This is a genomic window from Streptomyces sp. NPDC005728 (assembly GCF_040630895.1).
Lineage (GTDB): Bacteria > Actinomycetota > Actinomycetes > Streptomycetales > Streptomycetaceae > Streptomyces.
The window spans coordinates 1-17,442 of sequence record NZ_JBEXYL010000005.1 but is presented as its reverse complement, the minus strand read 5'-3'; the positions used below and the strand labels follow the sequence as shown (position 1 = coordinate 17,442).

The 17,442-nt window shown below is 70.0% G+C and carries 18 protein-coding genes; 10 read left to right on the top strand and 8 right to left on the bottom strand.

Annotated features, from left to right (window positions below; all coding sequences use genetic code 11):
* The first annotated feature begins 18 nt into the window (after positions 1 to 18).
* Complete coding sequence (locus ABZ471_RS05615; protein WP_359062751.1) at positions 19 to 1,131, top strand: endonuclease/exonuclease/phosphatase family protein; 1,113 nt, start codon at positions 19 to 21, stop codon at positions 1,129 to 1,131.
* A 114-nt stretch (positions 1,132 to 1,245) separates the two neighbouring features.
* Here the strand turns inward: ABZ471_RS05615 and ABZ471_RS05610 are convergent, their stop codons facing one another.
* The gene (locus ABZ471_RS05610) at positions 1,246 to 2,628 is read right to left on the bottom strand and encodes a glycine--tRNA ligase (protein WP_359062749.1); all 1,383 of its coding nucleotides are present in this window, start codon (positions 2,626 to 2,628) and stop codon (positions 1,246 to 1,248) included.
* A gap of 163 nt (positions 2,629 to 2,791) precedes the next feature.
* On the opposite strand from ABZ471_RS05610, the gene ABZ471_RS05605 reads away from it, so the two are divergent.
* The 4 genes from ABZ471_RS05605 (at position 2,792) to ABZ471_RS05590 (ending at position 5,916) form a co-directional block, all read left to right on the top strand.
* Positions 2,792 to 3,751, top strand: a complete 960-nt coding sequence (locus tag ABZ471_RS05605) for a metal ABC transporter substrate-binding protein (protein ID WP_359062747.1) — start codon at positions 2,792 to 2,794, stop codon at positions 3,749 to 3,751.
* A 20-nt stretch (positions 3,752 to 3,771) separates the two neighbouring features.
* A complete protein-coding gene (locus ABZ471_RS05600; RefSeq protein WP_359062745.1) occupies positions 3,772 to 4,539 on the top strand; it encodes an ATP-binding cassette domain-containing protein in 768 nt (255 codons plus the stop codon).
* Positions 4,539 to 5,441 (top strand): metal ABC transporter permease, encoded by a 903-nt coding sequence (locus ABZ471_RS05595; RefSeq protein ID WP_359062743.1) that lies wholly within the window; start codon positions 4,539 to 4,541, stop codon positions 5,439 to 5,441. Before ABZ471_RS05600 ends, ABZ471_RS05595 begins: the two co-directional genes overlap by 1 nt.
* A gap of 61 nt (positions 5,442 to 5,502) precedes the next feature.
* On the top strand, positions 5,503 to 5,916 hold the full coding sequence (locus ABZ471_RS05590) for a transcriptional repressor (protein WP_359062741.1): 414 nt from the start codon (positions 5,503 to 5,505) through the stop codon (positions 5,914 to 5,916).
* Here the strand turns inward: ABZ471_RS05590 and ABZ471_RS05585 are convergent, their stop codons facing one another.
* Genes ABZ471_RS05585 through ABZ471_RS05565 form a run of 5 tightly spaced genes read right to left on the bottom strand, consistent with a single transcriptional unit; the run spans position 5,917 to position 9,310 of the window.
* Entirely contained in the window at positions 5,917 to 7,242 is a 1,326-nt protein-coding gene (locus tag ABZ471_RS05585) for a histidine-type phosphatase (RefSeq protein ID WP_359062739.1), read from the bottom strand.
* A 40-nt stretch (positions 7,243 to 7,282) separates the two neighbouring features.
* Complete coding sequence (locus tag ABZ471_RS05580) at positions 7,283 to 8,131, bottom strand: isoprenyl transferase (RefSeq protein ID WP_359062738.1); 849 nt, start codon at positions 8,129 to 8,131, stop codon at positions 7,283 to 7,285.
* Positions 8,132 to 8,167: 36 nt separating this feature from the next.
* Positions 8,168 to 8,917: a DNA repair protein RecO gene (recO, locus tag ABZ471_RS05575; protein WP_359062736.1), complete on the bottom strand. Its 750-nt coding sequence runs from the start codon at positions 8,915 to 8,917 to the stop codon at positions 8,168 to 8,170.
* Positions 8,914 to 9,045, bottom strand: coding sequence for a hypothetical protein (locus tag ABZ471_RS05570; RefSeq protein WP_359062734.1), 132 nt, complete (start codon positions 9,043 to 9,045; stop codon positions 8,914 to 8,916). Before ABZ471_RS05570 ends, recO begins: the two co-directional genes overlap by 4 nt.
* A gap of 49 nt (positions 9,046 to 9,094) precedes the next feature.
* Positions 9,095 to 9,310, bottom strand: a complete 216-nt coding sequence (locus ABZ471_RS05565; protein ID WP_145883224.1) for a hypothetical protein — start codon at positions 9,308 to 9,310, stop codon at positions 9,095 to 9,097.
* A gap of 341 nt (positions 9,311 to 9,651) precedes the next feature.
* Here ABZ471_RS05565 and ABZ471_RS05560 point away from each other — a divergent pair, with 341 nt between their 5' ends.
* The 5 genes from ABZ471_RS05560 to ABZ471_RS05540 are packed head-to-tail and all read left to right on the top strand — an operon-like array spanning position 9,652 to position 16,162.
* A complete protein-coding gene (locus ABZ471_RS05560; protein WP_359062731.1) occupies positions 9,652 to 11,286 on the top strand; it encodes an ABC transporter substrate-binding protein in 1,635 nt (544 codons plus the stop codon).
* 4 nt (positions 11,287 to 11,290) lie between these two features.
* Positions 11,291 to 12,247, top strand: a complete 957-nt coding sequence (locus ABZ471_RS05555; RefSeq protein ID WP_359062729.1) for an ABC transporter permease — start codon at positions 11,291 to 11,293, stop codon at positions 12,245 to 12,247.
* Positions 12,247 to 14,223: a dipeptide/oligopeptide/nickel ABC transporter permease/ATP-binding protein gene (locus ABZ471_RS05550; RefSeq protein ID WP_359062727.1), complete on the top strand. Its 1,977-nt coding sequence runs from the start codon at positions 12,247 to 12,249 to the stop codon at positions 14,221 to 14,223. The genes ABZ471_RS05555 and ABZ471_RS05550 overlap by 1 nt, the downstream gene beginning before the upstream one ends.
* Positions 14,220 to 15,239 (top strand): ABC transporter ATP-binding protein, encoded by a 1,020-nt coding sequence (locus tag ABZ471_RS05545; RefSeq protein WP_359062725.1) that lies wholly within the window; start codon positions 14,220 to 14,222, stop codon positions 15,237 to 15,239. The genes ABZ471_RS05550 and ABZ471_RS05545 overlap by 4 nt, the downstream gene beginning before the upstream one ends.
* Positions 15,236 to 16,162: a dihydrodipicolinate synthase family protein gene (locus ABZ471_RS05540; RefSeq protein ID WP_359062723.1), complete on the top strand. Its 927-nt coding sequence runs from the start codon at positions 15,236 to 15,238 to the stop codon at positions 16,160 to 16,162. Before ABZ471_RS05545 ends, ABZ471_RS05540 begins: the two co-directional genes overlap by 4 nt.
* On the opposite strand, the gene ABZ471_RS05535 is transcribed toward ABZ471_RS05540, so the two are convergent.
* Both ABZ471_RS05535 and ABZ471_RS05530 read right to left on the bottom strand, forming a co-directional pair.
* Entirely contained in the window at positions 16,159 to 16,359 is a 201-nt protein-coding gene (locus ABZ471_RS05535) for a DUF397 domain-containing protein (protein WP_359062721.1), read from the bottom strand. The genes ABZ471_RS05540 and ABZ471_RS05535 overlap by 4 nt on opposite strands.
* A 2-nt stretch (positions 16,360 to 16,361) precedes the next feature.
* The gene (locus ABZ471_RS05530) at positions 16,362 to 17,213 is read right to left on the bottom strand and encodes a helix-turn-helix transcriptional regulator (RefSeq protein ID WP_359062719.1); all 852 of its coding nucleotides are present in this window, start codon (positions 17,211 to 17,213) and stop codon (positions 16,362 to 16,364) included.
* Positions 17,214 to 17,442 lie beyond the last annotated feature (229 nt).

The window sequence follows — 17,442 nt, the reverse complement described above, 5'->3', positions numbered from 1 at the left end:
CCGCCGGAGGAGGCCGCCATGAGCATCCGTATCGCCACCTTCAACATGGAGAACGTCTTCCGCCGGCCCACGGCCTTCCGCCTCTCGAACCCGGCCGAGCGCGAGAAAGTCCTCGCCGACTTCGCCAGGTTGGTCACTCTCCTCGACCTGCCGGTGTATCGGGACGCGGACAAGGCGGAGATCGCCGGGCTCATCCAGAAGTACCGGGCATACGCCATCGACCCGAAGAACCCGCCGCCGATCTTCGTGAACCAGTCCCGCCCGGGCGCAGGTTCCGGGCTGTTCCGGACGCACGGCTCGGGGAAGGACATCACCGTCGAGGTCACCGCCAAGGGCCGTGCCGGGTGGTCCGGTTGGGCCGAACTGGGGCAGGACGACCTGGATCTGGACGTGGTGCGCAACACCGGCCGGGTGGTCTCGGAGGTCGACGCCGACATCCTGCTCACCGTGGAGGTCGAGGACCGGCTCACCCTGGAGCGCTTCAACACGCAGATCCTGGCCGGGGCGCTCGGCAGGCGGCCGTACCCCTACAACCTGCTGATCGACGGCAACGACCCCCGGGGCATCGACATCGGGGTCCTCAGCCGGCACCCGATCGCCTCCGTCCGGACCCACATCTTCGACACCGATCCGGAACACCCCGAGGACCGAGTCTTCAGCCGCGACTGCCCCGAGTTCGAGATCCAGCTCGACGGATCACCCCTCGTGATCCTCGGCAACCACCTCAAGAGCAAGTTCCAGGACAATCCGGAGCTGCGGCTGGCCCAGGCGAGGCGGGTCGCGGAGATCTACCAGGCGGCGCTGGAGCGCACCCCGCACGTCATGGTCGCCGGAGACCTCAACGACGACCCGAACAGCGCGCCGGCCGTGGAGCTGGGGGAAACCGGTCTGCGGGACGTGATGAGCCACCACTCCTATCGCGGAGTGCCCGGCACCCACGGTGACTGCAGCAGGGAGGACGACAAGATCGACTACCTGCTGCTCCCGCCGGCGCTGTGGCCGGAGGTGCAGCACGTCGGTCTGGAGACCCGCGGAATCTTCGCGAAGGGCATCAAGTCCTTCGACACCGTGACGTCGAAGGGCAACGCGGCTTCCGACCACGCGGCGCTGTACGTGGACCTGGACCTGTAGACGACCTGGACCGGTGAACCAGAACGCCCACCCTCCAGCCGACCGAGTCGGGTGGTGGGTGGGCGAACGACGGGGCCCGGGGGTGGAGCCCCCGGGCGGCGGCCGCAGCAGACCTCAGCAGCCCAGCAGACGGCTGGCCAGGTACCCCTCGATCTGGTCGAGAGACACCCGCTCCTGCTTCATCGAGTCCCGCTCGCGCACGGTCACCGCGTTGTCCTCGAGCGTGTCGAAGTCGACGGTCACGCAGTACGGCGTACCGATCTCGTCCTGACGGCGGTAGCGGCGGCCGATGGCACCGGCGTCGTCGAACTCGATGTTCCAGTTCTGCCGCAGCGCCTGGGCGAGACCCTTGGCCTTGGGCGACAGCTCCGGGTTCCGCGACAGGGGCAGCACCGCGACCTTCACGGGAGCCAGACGCGGGTCGAGGCGCAGGACCGTCCGCTTCTCCATCTTGCCCTTGGCGTTCGGCGCCTCGTCCTCGACGTAGGCGTCGAGGAGGAAGGCCAGCATGGTGCGGCCGACACCGGCCGCGGGCTCGATGACGTACGGCGTCCAGCGCTCGCCGGCCTCCTGGTCGAAGTAGGAGAGGTCCTGGCCGGAGGCCTTGGAGTGGGCGCCGAGGTCGTAGTCGGTCCGGTTGGCGACACCCTCCAGCTCGCCCCACTCGCTGCCGCCGAACTGGAAGCGGTACTCGATGTCGGCAGTGCGCTTGGAGTAGTGGGAGAGCTTCTCCTTCGGGTGCTCGAACCAGCGCATGTTCTCTTCACGCAGGCCCAGGCCGGTGTACCAGTTCCAGCGCTGCTCCATCCAGTACTCCTGCCACTTCTCGTCCTCGCCCGGCTTGACGAAGAACTCCATCTCCATCTGCTCGAACTCGCGGGTGCGGAAGATGAAGTTGCCGGGCGTGATCTCGTTGCGGAAGGACTTGCCCATCTGCGCGATGCCGAACGGCGGCTTGCGGCGCGAGGTGGTCTGCACCTGGGCGAAGTTCGTGAAGATGCCCTGGGCGGTCTCGGGGCGCAGGTAGGCGACGGAGCCGGAGTCCTGGGTCGGGCCGAGGTGGGTGGAGAGCAGACCCGAGAACTGCTTGGGCTCGGTGAACTGGCCCTTGTTACCGCAGTTCGGGCAGTTGATGTCGGCCAGGCCGTTCTCCGGGGCGCGGCCCTTCTTCTCCTCGTACGCCTCTTCCAGGTGGTCGGCGCGGAACCGCTTGTGACACGAGGTGCACTCGGTCAGCGGGTCCGTGAAGGTGGCGACGTGGCCGGAGGCGACCCAGACCTCGGAGGCCAGGATGACGGACGAGTCGATACCGACGACGTCCTCGCGCGACGTCACCATGTAGCGCCACCACTGACGCTTGATGTTCTCCTTGAGCTCGACACCCAGCGGTCCGTAGTCCCAGGCGGCACGCTGTCCGCCGTAGATCTCACTGCACGGGAAAACGAAGCCACGGCGCTTGCTCAGGCTGACGATGGTGTCGATCTTGTCGGCGGCCACGGTGCTCTCTTCATTAACGACGACGGGCGTTGAAGCGAGATGCTTCCAGCGAATGATTCAGGTTACCGGCGCAGGCTCCCCCTCGGCCAAATCGGCCCCCCTGTTCCACGGCCCCCACCAGCCTTGTTGACAACGGTTTCCATGTTTGTTGAAAATGACTGTCATGAACGTACGACGACGCCTCATATCGGGGTCCGCGGTCGCGGTCGCCACCGCGCTGGGCCTCGGAGCCCTCTCCGCCTGCTCCACCGACAGCGCGGCCGCGGCGAACACCGGGAAGTTCGACGTCGTCGCGTCGTTCTATCCGATGACGTTCCTCGCCGAGCAGATCGGCGGCAGCCACGTCCACGTCACCAGTCTGACCACCCCCGGCCAGGAACCGCACGACCTGGAGATCAGCCCGCAGCAGATCGCGCGGCTGGAGGAGTCCGACGCGGTCCTGTACCTGAAGAACCTCCAGCCCTCCGTCGACAACGCGGTGGCCCAGTCCCCGGTGAAGACGAAGATCGACGCGGCCTCCCTGACCACGCTGGAGGAGCACGGCAACGAGGTCGGCGGCCACGCGGCCGCGCACGACACGCACGAGGGCGAGGAGTCCGGCGGCAAGGACCCGCACATCTGGCTCGACCCGGTGCGTTACGCCCAGGTCGCCGAGGGCGTCGGCAAGGCCTTCGAGAAGGCCGACCCCGACCACGCGGCCGACTACAGGAAGAACACCGCGGCCCTGGTGAAGCGGCTGGACGACCTGAACACGCAGTTCAGGAGCGGACTCGCGAACACGAGGACCAAGGTCTTCATCACCACGCACGCCGCCTTCGGCTACCTCGCCGAGCGCTACGGCCTCACCGAGGAGGCCATCAACGGCCTCGACCCCGAGTCCGAGCCCAGCGCCGTCCGCGTGAAGGACCTGGAGAAGCTGGCCGAGGCCGACGGCGTCACCACCGTCTTCTACGAGACGCTCGTCAGCGACAAGACCGCGAAGACCGTCGCGAACGACGCGGGCCTGAAGACGGATGTCCTCGACCCGATCGAGGGCATCACCAAGAAGTCCCGCGGCACCGACTACTTCGCGGTCCAGGAAGCCAACCTCAAGGCGCTCCAGCAGGCCCTGGGCGCCAAGTGACCGGCAGGGAGGACGACAGCATGGGCCACCCCGTCATAGCGATGCGCGCAGTGACCGCGGAACTCGGCTCGCGCCCCGTGCTGCGCGGCATCGACCTCTCCGTGCACAGCGGCGAGGTCGTCGCGCTGCTCGGCGCGAACGGCTCCGGCAAGTCGACGGCGGTGCGCAGCATCATCGGCCAGGTGCCGGTGAGCGGCGGCACGATCGAGCTGTTCGGCACCCCGCGCCGCGGCTTCCGCGACTGGGCCCGCGTCGGGTACGTACCGCAGCGCACCACGGCCGCGGGCGGCGTCCCCGCCACGGTGACCGAGATCGTCTCCTCGGGCCGCCTGTCGCGCACCCGCTTCGGCGTCTTCCGCAGGGCGGACCGCGAGGCCGTGCACCGGGCCCTGGAGCTGGTCGGCATGGCGGACCGCGCCAAGGACTCGGTGACCGCGCTCTCCGGCGGCCAGCACCAGCGGGTGCTGATCGCCCGCGCCCTGGTCTCCGAACCCGAGCTGCTGATCATGGACGAGCCGATGGCGGGCGTCGACCTGGCCAGCCAGGAGGTGCTCGCGCACACCCTCCGGGAGCAGGTCGCGGCCGGTACGACGGTCCTGCTCGTGCTGCACGAACTGGGCCCGCTGGAGCCCCTGATCGACCGGGCGGTCGTCCTGCGCGACGGCTGCGTGCTGCACGACGGCCCGCCACCGAAGGCCCTCGGCCAGCACGCGCTGCCCGGCCACGACCACGTACACCCGCACGCACCCGCGGGCGCCGAACCGATCCGCACGGGACTGCTGAGCTGATGGACTTCCTGAACTACGCCTTCATGCAGCGGGCGCTCGTCGCGGCCGTCCTGGTCGGCATCACCGCGCCCGCGATCGGCATCTACCTCGTCCAGCGCCGCCAGCCCCTGATGGGCGACGGCATCGGGCACGTGGCGATGACCGGCGTCGGCCTCGGCTTCCTGCTGAATGCCTCGCCGGTGTGGATGGCCACGGCCGTCTCCGTGCTCGGCTCGGTCCTGATGGAACTGATCCGCTGGTACGGCAGGACGCGTGGCGACATCGCCCTCGCGATGCTCTTCTACGGCGGCATGGCCGGCGGCGTCATGTTCGTGAACATCGCGCCGGGCGGCTCCAACGCCAACCTGATGTCATACCTGTTCGGCTCGCTGTCGACGGTCGCCCCCTCGGACGTGACCGCGATCATGATCCTCGCCGCGTTCGTCATGCTCGTGACCCTCGGGCTGCGCCGCCAGCTGTTCGCGGTCAGCCAGGACGAGGAGTTCGCGCGGGTCACCGGGCTGCCCGTGCGTGCCCTGAACCTGCTCACCGCCGTCACAGCGGCGGTCACGGTGACCGTCGCCATGCGCGTGGTCGGTCTGATCCTGGTCTCCGCGCTCATGGTCGTACCGGTCGCCGCCGCGCAGCAGCTCACCCGCAGCTTCGCCGCGACCTTCGCGATCGCCGTCGCCCTCGGTGTCACCGTGTCGATCAGCGGCACGATCACCTCGTTCTACCAGGACGTCCCGCCGGGTGCGACGATCGTCCTGCTGACCATCGGCGCGTTCGTCGTCCTCACCGCCCTGGCCACCCCGCTGGCCCGCCGACGCGCCCGCGCGGCCGCCGCGGCACAACCCGCGGCCGATCCCGCGGAATGCTCGATTCCGGCCGCCCGGGAGGCCGCGGGCGAGGTCGGCGTCTGACCGCGCCCAGCCCGGGCTGGCACAATGGCCCGGGCAGAGGCAAGAGGTGAGGAGGCAACCGGTGACGACCGCTGGACCGCCCGTGAAGGGCCGCTCCACCCGGCAGCGTGCAGCCGTGGCGGCGGCCCTCGACGAGGTCGACGAGTTCCGCAGCGCGCAGGACCTGCACGACATGCTCAAGCACAAGGGCGACTCGGTCGGCCTGACCACGGTCTACCGCACCCTCCAGTCCCTCGCCGACGCCGGCGAGGTCGACGTCCTGCGCACCTCCGACGGCGAGTCCGTCTACCGCCGCTGCTCCACCGGCGAACACCACCACCACCTCGTCTGCCGCTCCTGCGGCAAGGCGGTCGAGGTCGAGGGTCCGGCGGTGGAGAAGTGGGCGGAGGCGATCGCCGTCGAGCACGGGTACGTCAACGTGGCGCACACCGTGGAGATCTTCGGAACGTGTGCGGAGTGCGCCGCGAAGCGTTGATCAGGCGCGGCCGAAGCAGCGCTCCAGTTCGTCGAGGTCGTAGAACTTGCTGCCCCGGGTGATCGGACGGCAGCCCGTTCTGAAGGCCGTCTCCTTCTCGTTGTAGAGCATGCGCACCAGGTAGCGGTCGCCCTTCTGGAAGACGTCCCACTGGATGTTCGCGCCCAGGGGCGCCACCGAGGCCCCCCGCCAGGGGTTGTCGGCGTAGGTGTACGGCCGGTCCGGCGTCGTCGGCTCCGTGCTGCCGGGCAGGCCCATCAGCGCGGCCAGCGGGATGATCTCCTCGGCGTGGGTGAAGCGCAGTTCGGCGCCGAGGCCGCCGGTGCCGTCCCGCTCGGCCTCGGCCCGCTCGAAGAAGTCGTCGAGCAGGACGCCGGCCATCTTGTAGGTGATGTCGCTGTCGGCGAAGCCGGGTCCCTTCTCGTAGAAGTCCTCGACGTCGCTCAGGTACCCGAACCAGGCGGCGTCGGAGCGCGAGACGTATCGCTCCATGCCCCAGCCCGCCCCGTCGGGGCTCTCCTCGCTCATGGCGGGGGCGATGGCGTACAGGTTGTAGACGGCCTGCGCGGCCGGGACCTGGTCGGCGATCTGCTCGACGAAGGCGTCCTTGAAGAGCCCCCGCAGCACGCTGCGCGCGGCCCGGTGTGTCCGCGGCTGGTCCGTGATCGACTTCAGCGTGCCGGCGAGACGCTGGTCGTTGGCTATGTAGTCGCGGTACGCCGCGCCGCCCGCCGCCTTGTGGAAGTACAGCAGGTCCTTGTCGATACGGGCGGGCCCGATCAGCGGCTTCAGCGCCGGGTCGGCGTCGGCGAGGGCGTCCGTGAACGCGGTGCCGCTGTCGACGGCCCGGCCCTGACCTGAGCTGACCACGTCGATCTTCTCGCCGTCCGCGGCGATCTTCCCGAACAGGGACGGCAGCCGCTGCTCCATGCGCACGGCCGCGTCCTTCAGCTCCTGCTTGCCGCGCCCGCTGAGGTTGCCGTAGCCGACCTGCGCCATGGCGGCCTGCAGGGCGCGGACCTTAGGCCCGAACTCCTTGCCCTTGCGGGTCAGCTGCCCCTCGGCCTCGGCCTTGTCCCACAGCGCGAGGATCAGGTCGCCGTCCTCGCTGTCGGTCGCCGCACGGGAGCCGTGCCGGGAGACGTTCTCGGTGAAGACGGGGGTGAAGCCGGCCGGCGGCTGCTGGTAGCCGTGCGGGTTCTGCTGGGGCGCGTACGGCGCCTTCGTGCCGTAGCTCTCGCGGTGCGCGGGCCCGTCGGCCGCGTGCGCGGGCAGCGCGGTGAGCAGCAGGGCGCCGAGGGCGAGGACGGGAGTGAGACGTCTCATGAGTCCCGCATCCTCGGCGGCCCGCATGAACCCCCCGTGACTACGAGGTGGACTCACCCTTCATGGCGGCCTCCATGGCCAGCAGGTCCTCGTTCGGGACGGCCCCGCCGAAGCGCCGGTCGCGGGAGGCGAACTCGATGCAGGCCCGCCACAGGTCGCGCCGGTCGAAATCGGGCCACAGCACGTCCTGGAAGACCATTTCGGCGTACGCGCTCTGCCAGAGCAGGTAGTTGGAGGTGCGCTGCTCGCCGCTGGGGCGCAGGAACAGGTCGACGTCCGGCATGTCCGGGTAGTACAGGTATTTCGCGAGGGTCTTCTCGTTGACCTTCGACGGGTCGAGGCGGCCCGCCTTCACGTCCTCGGCCAGCGCCTGGGCGGCGTCGGCGATCTCGGCGCGGCCGCCGTAGTTCATGCAGAAGTACAGGGTGAGCTTGTCGTTGTCCTTGGTCTGCTCCTGGGAGATCTCCAGCTCCTTGGCGACCGACTTCCACAGCTTGGGCATCCGGCCCACCCAGCGCACCCGGATGCCGAGTTCGTCGAGCTGGTCACGGGTCTTGCGGATGAAGTCGCGGTTGAAGTTCATCAGGAAGCGGACCTCGTCGGGCGAGCGCTTCCAGTTCTCGGTGGAGAAGGCGTACAGGGAGATGTTGCGGACGCCGATCTCGATCGATCCCTGGAGCACGTCGAGCACCCGCTCGGCGCCGACCTTGTGCCCCTCCGTGCGCGGCAGGCCACGGTCCTTGGCCCAGCGGCCGTTGCCGTCCATGACGATCGCCACGTGGTTCGGTACCAGCTCACCCGGGAGCTTCGGTGCACGGGCGCCGGACGGGTGCGGCTCCGGCGACTTGTACTCGCGGCGCTGGCGCCCCAGGATCCCGCGTACAACCATGTGCTTCTCGTCTCCCTATGACGACTTCTACGGCTTCTACGACTTCTCGACGTAGCGGAGGGAGCGCAGCCCGCGCTCCAGGTGCCAGTGCAGGTAGGCGGACACCAGCCCGCTGCCCTCCCGGACGTGGCGCGCCTCGCACGCGTCCGCCGTCTCCCAGTCTCCCGTAAGCAGAGCACCGAGGAGTACCAGGGTCTGCGGGGAGGGTACGACGCTGCCCGGCACCCGGCAGTCGACGCAGACGCTGCCGCCGGAGGCGACCGAGAAGAACCGGTTCGGCCCGGGCATGCCGCATTTCGCGCAGTCGCCGAAGCTGGGGGCGTAGCCGTTGATGGCGAGGGAGCGCAGCAGGAAGGCGTCGAGGACGAGGTGGGGGGCGTGCTCGCCCCGGGCGAGCGTCCGCAGCGCCCCGACGAGCAGCAGATACTGCTGCACCGCGGGCTCGCCCTCATGATCCGTGAACCGCTCGGCGGTCTCCAGCATGGCCGTACCGGCGGTGTAGCGCGCGTAGTCGGTCACGATGCCGCCACCGTACGCGGCGATGGTCTCGCTCTGCGTGCACAGCGGCAGCCCGCGCCCGACCAGCTCACTGCCCCGCGCGAAGAACTGCACGTCGACGTGGGAGAACGGCTCCAGCCGGGCCCCGAACTTCGACTTGGTCCGCCGCACCCCCCGGGCCACGGCACGCACCCGGCCGTGCCCGCGTGTGAGCAGCGTGATGATGCGGTCCGCTTCCCCGAGTTTCTGGGTCCGCAGGACGACGCCGTCGTCCCGGAAGAGACTCACAGCCGGCCCCCGCTTCCCGCCGGCCGGGGGTCCGAGGGCCGTCCCCCGGGGCAGCACGGCACGATCCGGTCCGCTTCACCCGGCTTCTGGGTGCGCGGCTCGATGCCGTCGTCGCGGAGCAGACTCATGGCTCCATTCTGCCCGCCCGTCCCGCGTCCGAGGGCCGCGGGCGGCTCTTCAAGGCACCTCGCCCCTGCTGCGCGCGTTGGCGTGGGCCGTCGCCGCGCTCAGCCGCTCGGCCTGGGTGGCCCGGCGGACGGCCTCCGGTCTCGCGTCCCACTCCCGTCCGCCGCCGTACGGGCGCAACTGCACGTACGGCCCTTCGTGCCCCATGACGATGCCGAGGCGTCCGGTACGGGTGTCGACGGCACAGGAGCCGACCGGGAGTTTCATCGCGTCCACCTCCCGTGGCTCCCCTGCCACCGGCAAATTCACGCTTCGCATGCCACTGGTGGCCCAGCGTGCCTACACTCAGCCGGAGTCTGTCCTCTCGACGTGCGGTGCCGCCCGTCGGTGAGTGATGCCGCGCAGCCGTGCCCAACTGCGTCAACTCGCGCCCCGCTCCGGCCATTTCACCCCGCCATTGGTCCGACCTGTGGCGGCTAGGCCATTCGTGTGCGATCTCTTGACCGCCCCCACGGGCCCTCCTATGGTCACGCTGACCGAATCGGACGTAGGACGTCGTACCTCCCCCTTTCCTCGCATCCCCTCCCCCCGACCTCGCTGGAGGAACCGTGCGCGACGACGTGACCCACGACGTGCCGGCACCGCGCCGCCGGTCGTTCCTGAAGTACACGGGGGCGCTGGGCGCGGCCGCCGCCCTTCCGCCGGCGCTGGCGGCCTGTTCCGCCGGTCCGGAGTCCACGAACGACACCGGGAGCGGGGGCAGCGGCAAGGACCGCACGCTGACCGCGGTGATCGGGTACGGCAACGACGGCAGCTGGGATCCGACCCAGACCGCGTCCGCGTTCGCCATGGCCGCCAACAACCACGTCTACGAGGGCCTGCTCGACACCGACCCGATCACGCGCAAGCCGTACCCGGCGCTCGCCACCGAGGTGCCGAAGGACGCGAACGCCACGACCTGGCGGTTCACCCTGCGGTCCGGCGCGACCTTCCACGACGGAAAGCCGGTCACCGCCGACGACGTCGTCTTCGTCTTCGACCGGATCCTCGACCCGCAGACCCAGACCCTCGCCAAGGGCTTCTTCGTGAGCTGGCTGCAGGAGGCGCGGAAGGTCGACGCGCGGACCGTCGAGCTGGTCCTGAAGTTCCCCTTCCCGGACGGGCTCGCCCGGCTCACGCTGGCCAAGGTCATGCCGAAGCACGTGTTCTCCCGGCCCGGCGCCTGGGACGACGCGATCAAGGGGCTCGCGGTGGGCTCGGGGCCGTACCGGCAGACGGCGCACCACCCGAAGTCGAACACCACCTTCGAGGCGTTCGCCGCCTACAACGGCCCGCGTAAGCCGGCGTTCAAGCGGATGAACTGGCTGACGATCGTGGACGCGGCTCCGCGCGTGGCGAAGATCTCCGGGTCCGGCGCGGGCGCGCAGATCGCCGACAACATCCCCTACGCCAACATCGCGCGGCTGGAGCAGGGCGGGCTGACGGTCGCGGGCGGCGCCGGGATGAACAACCTGTTCCTGATGTTCAACACCAAGCACAAGCCCTTCGACGACGTGCGGGTACGGCAGGCTCTGCACTACGCGATCGACACCGAGAAGATGGTGCAGGTCGCGCTGAAGGGGCACGGGAAGCCGGCGTCCTCGTTCCTGAACGAGGGAAATCCCAGCTACCGGCGGGCCAAGTCCGTCTACGACCACGACCCGGAGAAGGCGAAGGCGCTGCTGAAGGCCGCCGGGGTCACGGGGCTGAAGATCGAGATCCTCTCGGTGAACGTCAGCTGGATCGTGGACTGTCTGCCGACCATCAAGTCCTCCTGGGACGCGATCGGCGTGGAGACGACCCTGGCACCGCAGGAGACCACGGCCGTGTTCACCAAGATGGACCAGAAGCAGGACTACCAGGTGGTGGCGGCGGCCTCCAATCCGAACCAGTTCGGTCTCGACGCCGACCTGATCATGCACTACAACTACGGCCCCCAGAACCTGTGGATGCAGTACACCCGGTGGGTGGACCACCCCGTCGCCAGGCAGCTGTTCAAGGACATGGACCGGGCGACCCGGGAGCCGGACCCGGCGAAGAAGAAGGCGATGGTCCAGGACTACGTCGACGTCGTCGCCGAGCAGGCCGTGCTCTACCCGGTCGTCCACAACGAGCTGATGACCGCCTGGGACCCGCGCCGGCTCACCGGGATAAGGCCGCAGCCCTACCCGGGGATCAACCTCCTGCAAGCCCAGTGGACCTGACGGCATGACGGCCGTCGTACGGATCCTGCTGCGCCGCATCGCCCTGCTCGTGCCGCTGCTGCTCGGGATCGTGCTGTTCGTGTTCCTGGTGATGCGGTTCTCGGACGTCGACCCGGCGTCCGCGTTCTTCCAGGGCGCGAACCCCACCCCGCAGCAGCTGCACGACTTCCGGCAGAGCAACGGCCTGCTGGATCCGCTCCCGGTGCGCTACGTCCACTTCGTCGGCGACCTCCTCCACGGCGACCTCGGCACCAGCGTCCTGACCCGGGCCCCGGTCGTCGACCAGGTCACCACCGCGCTGCCGCTCACCCTCCAGCTGACCTTTCTCGGCCTCGGCGTCGCGGTGGTGCTGGCGCTGGCCGGGGGCGTCACGGCGGCCGTCTACCGGGACCGGCTGCCGGACCAGGTCATCCGGGTCGTCTCCCTCGTCGGGGTGGCCGCACCCGGGTTCTGGCTGGCCCTGCTGATGATCCAGTACCTGGCGGTGGACCGGGGCTGGTTCCCGACCGGCGGCTACATCAACCCGGCCGACTCCTTCACCGGCTGGCTGAAGACGATGGCCCTGCCCGCGTTCGCGCTGTCGCTGCCGGTGGCCGCCCAGCTGACCCGGATCGTGCGGACGTCGGTGGTGGAGGAGCTGGACAAGGACTACGTGCGCACCGCGATCGGCAGCGGGCTGCCGCCCCGGGTGGTCGTCGGCCGGAACGTGCTGCGCAACGCGCTGGTCAACCCGCTGACCGTGCTCGGCCTGCGCGTCGGCTATCTGCTCGGCGGTGCCGTAGTCATCGAGACGATCTTCTCGCTGCCCGGCATGGGCAAGCTGATGATCGACGCCGTGCAGAACGGCGACCCGGCCGTCGTCCAGGGGGTCGTGCTCACCACGGCGACCGGGTTCGTCGTCGTCAACCTCGTCATCGACATCCTCTACCTGCTCGTCAACCCACGTCTGAGGGCGGCCTGATGGTCTCGCGCGCGGATCTCACCGAGCGGCTCTCCCGGCCCGGCGTCCGGCTCCGCGGCTGGCGCCGGCTGCCGCTGCTGTCGAAGGCCGCCGTCTGCTTCCTGGCCCTGGTCGTCCTGGTCGCCGTACTCGCCCCGGTGCTCGCCCCGCACGACCCGCTGGACCAGCAGGACCCGGTCGACGGCACCGGACACCCCTCCGCCGCGCACTGGATGGGCCAGGACAGCCTCGGCCGGGACATCCTGAGCCGGCTGATGTACGGCGCCCGCTGGTCGTTGGCGATCGGGCTGGGCGCGACCGCGCTGGCGCTGGTCGTGGGTGCGGTCATCGGGGCGCTGGCGGCCACCTCCCGCAAGGGCGTCGACGAGACGCTGATGCGCTGCCTGGACGTGGTGATGGCGTTCCCGGGCATCGCGCTGGCGGCCGTCCTGGTCGCCGTCTTCGGCGGCGGCATCGGCGTCCTGATCTGCGCGATCGCGTTCCTGTTCACGCCACCGGTCGCACGGGTGGTGCGCGCGAACGTCCTCGACCAGTACGGCGAGGACTATGTGACGGCGGAACGCGTGATCGGCGCCCGCACCCCGCACATCGTGCTGCGGCACGTGGCCGTCAACTGCGCCGCCCCGGTGCTGGTGTTCTGCACGGTCCAGGTCGCCGAGGCCATCGTCTTCGAGGCGTCGCTGTCCTTCATCGGCGCGGGCGTGCGGCCCCCGGACCCGTCCTGGGGCAGCGTCATCGCCGACGGCAAGAACATGGTGCTGACCGGCGGCTGGTGGGCGACCGTCTTCCCCGGCCTGCTGATCCTGCTCACCGTGCTGTGCCTGAACATCCTCTCCGAGGGCGTCTCGGACGCCTGGGCGGCCCCGGCGCCCCGGGAGGTGGCGGCTCCCGAGGACCACCTGGAGACACCGGAACCCGGCACGGGCGAGGTGCTCCCGCTCCCCGGCCTGGCCGACGCCGCCCGGCGCCTGCGCGCACGAGCCCGCCCTCGCCCCGCCCCCGGCGGTCAGCCGGTCCTCGCCGTGGAGAATCTCGCCATCGGCTTCCCGGGCCGGCACCGGGGCGTGGACATCGTGGCCGGGGTCAGCTTCGAGGTGCATCCCGGCGAGGTGCTGGGGCTGGTGGGCGAGTCGGGCTGCGGCAAGTCGCTGACCGTGCTCACCGTCATGGGCCTGCAGCCCAAGGAGGCCCGGGTACGCGGCCAGGTGCGTTTCCGGCAGCGGGACCTGCTCGCCGAACCGATGCGGGTACGACGGAGGCTGCTCGGCCACGAGATGGCGATGGTCTACCAGGACGCGCTGTCCTCACTGAACCCGGCGATGACCATCCGCGCCCAGCTCAAGCAGCTCGTGCGCCGCGGCGGCCGCCGCGCCCCGCACGAACTCCTCTCGCTGGTCGGTCTCGACCCCGAGCGCACCCTGCGCAGCTACCCGCACGAACTCTCCGGCGGCCAGCGCCAGCGCGTCCTGATCGCCATGGCCCTCTCCCGCGACCCCGCCCTGATCGTGGCCGACGAGCCGACCACCGCCCTGGACGTCACCGTGCAGGCCCAGGTCATGGAGCTGCTGCTGCGGCTGCGCGAGGAGCTGGGCTTCGCGCTGATCCTGGTCTCGCACGACCTGGCGCTGGTCACCGACGTCACCGACCGGGTGGTGGTGATGTACGGCGGGCAGATCGTGGAGACCGGCGTGACCGCCGACCTGGTGGAGGCCCCTGCCCACCACTACACGCGCGGGCTGCTCGGCAGCGTGCTCTCACTGGAGTCGGCCGAGGAGCGGATGACACAGATCAAGGGCGTCGTCCCCTCCCCCGCCGACTTCCCGGCGGGCTGCCGCTTCGCCGACCGCTGCCCGCTGGCCACCGAGGTCTGCCACACCACCGCGCCCGTCCTCGCGGGCACGCCCACGCACACGACCGCCTGCCACCACCCGGCGGTGGCTCTCACGTCGGCGGAGAGCGAGGAGGCCCTGCAGTGACCGCTGTCGTGGAAGTCCGAGGCGCCCATGTCGTCCACAAGGCCCGCAGCGGCGGCCTGTTCGCCCGCGACCGGGTGTACGCCCTGACCGACGCCGACTTCACCGTGGCGTCGGGCGAGACCGTCGGCGTGGTCGGCGAGTCGGGCTGCGGCAAGTCGACACTCGCCAAGGTGCTGGTGGGCATCCAGCGGCCGACCTCCGGGACGGTGTCGTACCGGGGCCGCGACCTGTGGTCGATGCCGCCCGCCGAACGCCGGGCCACGGTCGGCGCGGGCACCGGCATGATCTTCCAGGACCCGTCGACGGCCCTGAACCGACGGCTGACGGTGCGCCGTGTCCTGCGCGACCCGCTGGACGTCCACGGGCGCGGGACGCGGGCCGAACGGGAGGACCGGGTACGGGAGTTGATGGCCCTGGTGGGTCTCCCCAGGGCCCTGGCCGACGCACTGCCCGGGCAACTCTCCGGCGGCCAACGCCAGCGCGTGGCCATCGCCCGCGCCCTCGCCCTGGACCCCGGCCTGGTGGTGGCGGACGAACCGACGAGCGCCCTGGACGTCTCGGTCCGGGCCCAGATCCTCAACCTCCTCCTGGACCTGAAGGAACGCCTGGGCCTCGCCCTGGTGTTCGTCTCCCACGACATCCAGACGGTACGGCGGATGAGCGACCGGGTGATCACCATGTACCTGGGCCGGATCGTGGAGGAGACCCCGGCCGCCCGGGTCACCGACCAGGCCCGGCACCCGTACACCCGCGCCCTGTTCTCCGCGACCCCCGGCCTGCTGGACCCCATCGACCCGATCCCGCTGACCGGCCCGGTGCCCTCGGCGACCCGCCCGCCGAGCGGCTGCCCGTTCCGCACCCGCTGCTGGAAGGCCGACGAGGTGTGCGCCGGGGTGATGCCAGACTTCTCGGCCGCGTCACAACCCGCACATCGCTACCGCTGCCACCATCCTGTGGAGGAGGACCAGTCGACCCGCGACCTGGCAACCCAGAGCCTGCCCAGGAGCATTGAATGACTCTTTCCGCCCCGCTGACCGGTGTCGTACCGCCCGTCTGCACGCCCCTGACACCGGAACGCGAGGTGGACGTCCCCTCGCTGCTCCGCCTGGTCGACCACCTGGTCGAGGCCGGAGTGCACGGACTCTTCCTGCTCGGCTCGACCTCCGAGGCGGCCTTCCTGACGGACCGGCAGCGCCGACTGGTGGTGGAGACGGTCGTGGGCCATGTCGGCGCACAGCTGCCCGTCCTGGCCGGGGCCATCGACATGACCACCCCACGCGTCCTGGACCATGTCCGGGCCGTGACTGCGGCGGGCGCGCAGGCCGTCGTCGTGACCGCCCCTTTCTACGCCCGCACCCACCCCTCCGAGATCGTGCACCACTACCGCCGGATCGCGGCCGCGAGCCCGGTCCCCGTGATCGCCTACGACATCCCCGTCGCCGTGCACACCAAGCTCCCCGCCCACCTGGTCCTCGGTCTCGCCGCCGACGGTGTGCTGGCGGGCCTGAAGGACTCCAGCGGGGACCTGGCCGGCTTCCGTGAGGTCGTCACCGGGGCGCGCGCACTCGCCCGGTTCAGCGTTCTGACCGGCTCCGAGCTGGTCGTCGACTCCGCGCTGGCGCTCGGCGCGGACGGCGCGGTGCCGGGTCTCGCGAACGTCGACCCTCACGGCTACGTCCGCCTGTACCGCCTGTGCCGGGCGGGCGACCGGGACGGTGCCCGGGCCGAGCAGGAGCGGCTGTGCGAGCTGTTCGGGATGGTGGGGGTTGGGGACCCTGCCCGGATGGGCGGCAGCTCCTCGGCCCTCGGCGCGTTCAAGGCTGCGCTGCATCTGCGGGGGATCATCGACTGCCCGGTGACGGCGGAGCCGCAGGTGCCGTTGTCGGGGGACGAGGTGGCGAGGGTCGGGAAGTTCCTGGCGGGGGCCGGGCTGCTCTAAGGCTGGGTGGGCCCGGTTCCCTTCAGGGCTTCGATGAAGGGGGTGAAGGCTGCGGTGGGGAAGGTGAGGGTTGCTCTGGCTGGGGCCTTGGAGTCGCGGAGGGATATGTGGGTGTGCCGGTGGGCGACTTCGACGCAGGCGTCCCCTTGACCGCCGCCTGAGAAGGAGGACTTCTTCCAGGTGTCGGGGGTCAGCATGCTCACAGCTCCTTCGCCAGCCGGTGGATGAAGTCACGCGAACGGTCTGGGTCGAGTGATACCGCTTCCACCCTACGGAAGAGCGTTCGATATCGGTTGAGCTGTGCTTCGGCATCGATGAAGACCGGGCCGCTGGGGCCATCACGGACAACCGTGTCCAGCTTGGGCACGGGGCCACCCGCATACACCATGGCACTGCCCGCCCCGCCGAAGTCGTCCAGGTCGAAGGGGATTGCGCGCACGGTGACGTGGTCGGCCTCGGAGAGTTCCAGAACGCGGGTGAGCTGAGCCCGTGCCGTAGACCGATCGCCGACCCTGATGCGCAGCGCCCCCTCATGGATCACCGCCTCGTACGGGACCGGGTCCGGGCGCTCGATGATGACCCTGCGCTTCATCCGGTGATCGACCCATCGCTCGACATCACTCTGCGGAAACTCCGGGTTCACGTACGAGAAGAGGGACCGAGCGTAATCCTTGGTCTGAAGAAGGCCCGGGACGTGCAGGAACTCCACGTCCCACCGAAAGTCGGCGTGATGCTCCAGCTCGGGCAGATCCATGAATGGTGTAGGCAGCTGGCCTCGGTACTCCTCCCACCAGCCCTGTGTCCGGTCGGTGGCGATCGCAGCCAGGCCATCAATGAACTCTGCCTCCACGCAGGCGTAGTTGGCCGCCATACGACGCAGACGCTGCTCGCTCACTCCTGAGGTGCCGGACTCGATCTGGCTGATCTGAACGGAGTTCACGCCGAGCAGTGCCGCCGCTTCACGGGAGCTGAGGCCTGCCGCCTCGCGGAGCCTGCGCAGCTCCACGGCCAGCCGCATCTGTCGCGCTGTGGGCTCGCGCTTCGTTCCCATCAACCGCTCCTTGGTTCAACGCGCCTGTCCATGCACCTCGTTCGGGGGTCAGATTACGGGATCACCTTGCTGACCCTTAATTCTAAGGTCTACCGTCGGTGACGCGACGCACACGCAGCGGAAGTGCACCGTGTCGTCCTGCCATGACGGCTGCGGCAATGCCACCGCCCGCGAAATCCCCTCGCTCTGAACGGAGTTGACCCATGCCCGAAACCTGGGACTACACCCT

Bases quoted from the DNA above. Each gene is read 5' to 3' on its own strand.
- ABZ471_RS05615 (WP_359062751.1), top strand. From the start codon at position 19: ATGAGCATCCGTATCGCCACCTTCAACATGGAGAACGTCTTCCGCCGG.
- ABZ471_RS05605 (WP_359062747.1), top strand. From the start codon at position 2,792: ATGAACGTACGACGACGCCTCATATCGGGGTCCGCGGTCGCGGTCGCC.
- ABZ471_RS05600 (WP_359062745.1), top strand. From the start codon at position 3,772: ATGGGCCACCCCGTCATAGCGATGCGCGCAGTGACCGCGGAACTCGGC.
- ABZ471_RS05595 (WP_359062743.1), top strand. From the start codon at position 4,539: ATGGACTTCCTGAACTACGCCTTCATGCAGCGGGCGCTCGTCGCGGCC.
- ABZ471_RS05585 (WP_359062739.1), bottom strand. From the start codon at position 7,242: ATGAGACGTCTCACTCCCGTCCTCGCCCTCGGCGCCCTGCTGCTCACC.
- ABZ471_RS05580 (WP_359062738.1), bottom strand. From the start codon at position 8,131: ATGGTTGTACGCGGGATCCTGGGGCGCCAGCGCCGCGAGTACAAGTCG.
- ABZ471_RS05570 (WP_359062734.1), bottom strand. From the start codon at position 9,045: ATGAGTCTGCTCCGCGACGACGGCATCGAGCCGCGCACCCAGAAGCCG.
- ABZ471_RS05565 (WP_145883224.1), bottom strand. From the start codon at position 9,310: ATGAAACTCCCGGTCGGCTCCTGTGCCGTCGACACCCGTACCGGACGC.
- ABZ471_RS05555 (WP_359062729.1), top strand. From the start codon at position 11,291: ATGACGGCCGTCGTACGGATCCTGCTGCGCCGCATCGCCCTGCTCGTG.
- ABZ471_RS05550 (WP_359062727.1), top strand. From the start codon at position 12,247: ATGGTCTCGCGCGCGGATCTCACCGAGCGGCTCTCCCGGCCCGGCGTC.
- ABZ471_RS05540 (WP_359062723.1), top strand. From the start codon at position 15,236: ATGACTCTTTCCGCCCCGCTGACCGGTGTCGTACCGCCCGTCTGCACG.
- ABZ471_RS05535 (WP_359062721.1), bottom strand. From the start codon at position 16,359: ATGCTGACCCCCGACACCTGGAAGAAGTCCTCCTTCTCAGGCGGCGGT.
- ABZ471_RS05530 (WP_359062719.1), bottom strand. From the start codon at position 17,213: ATGGGAACGAAGCGCGAGCCCACAGCGCGACAGATGCGGCTGGCCGTG.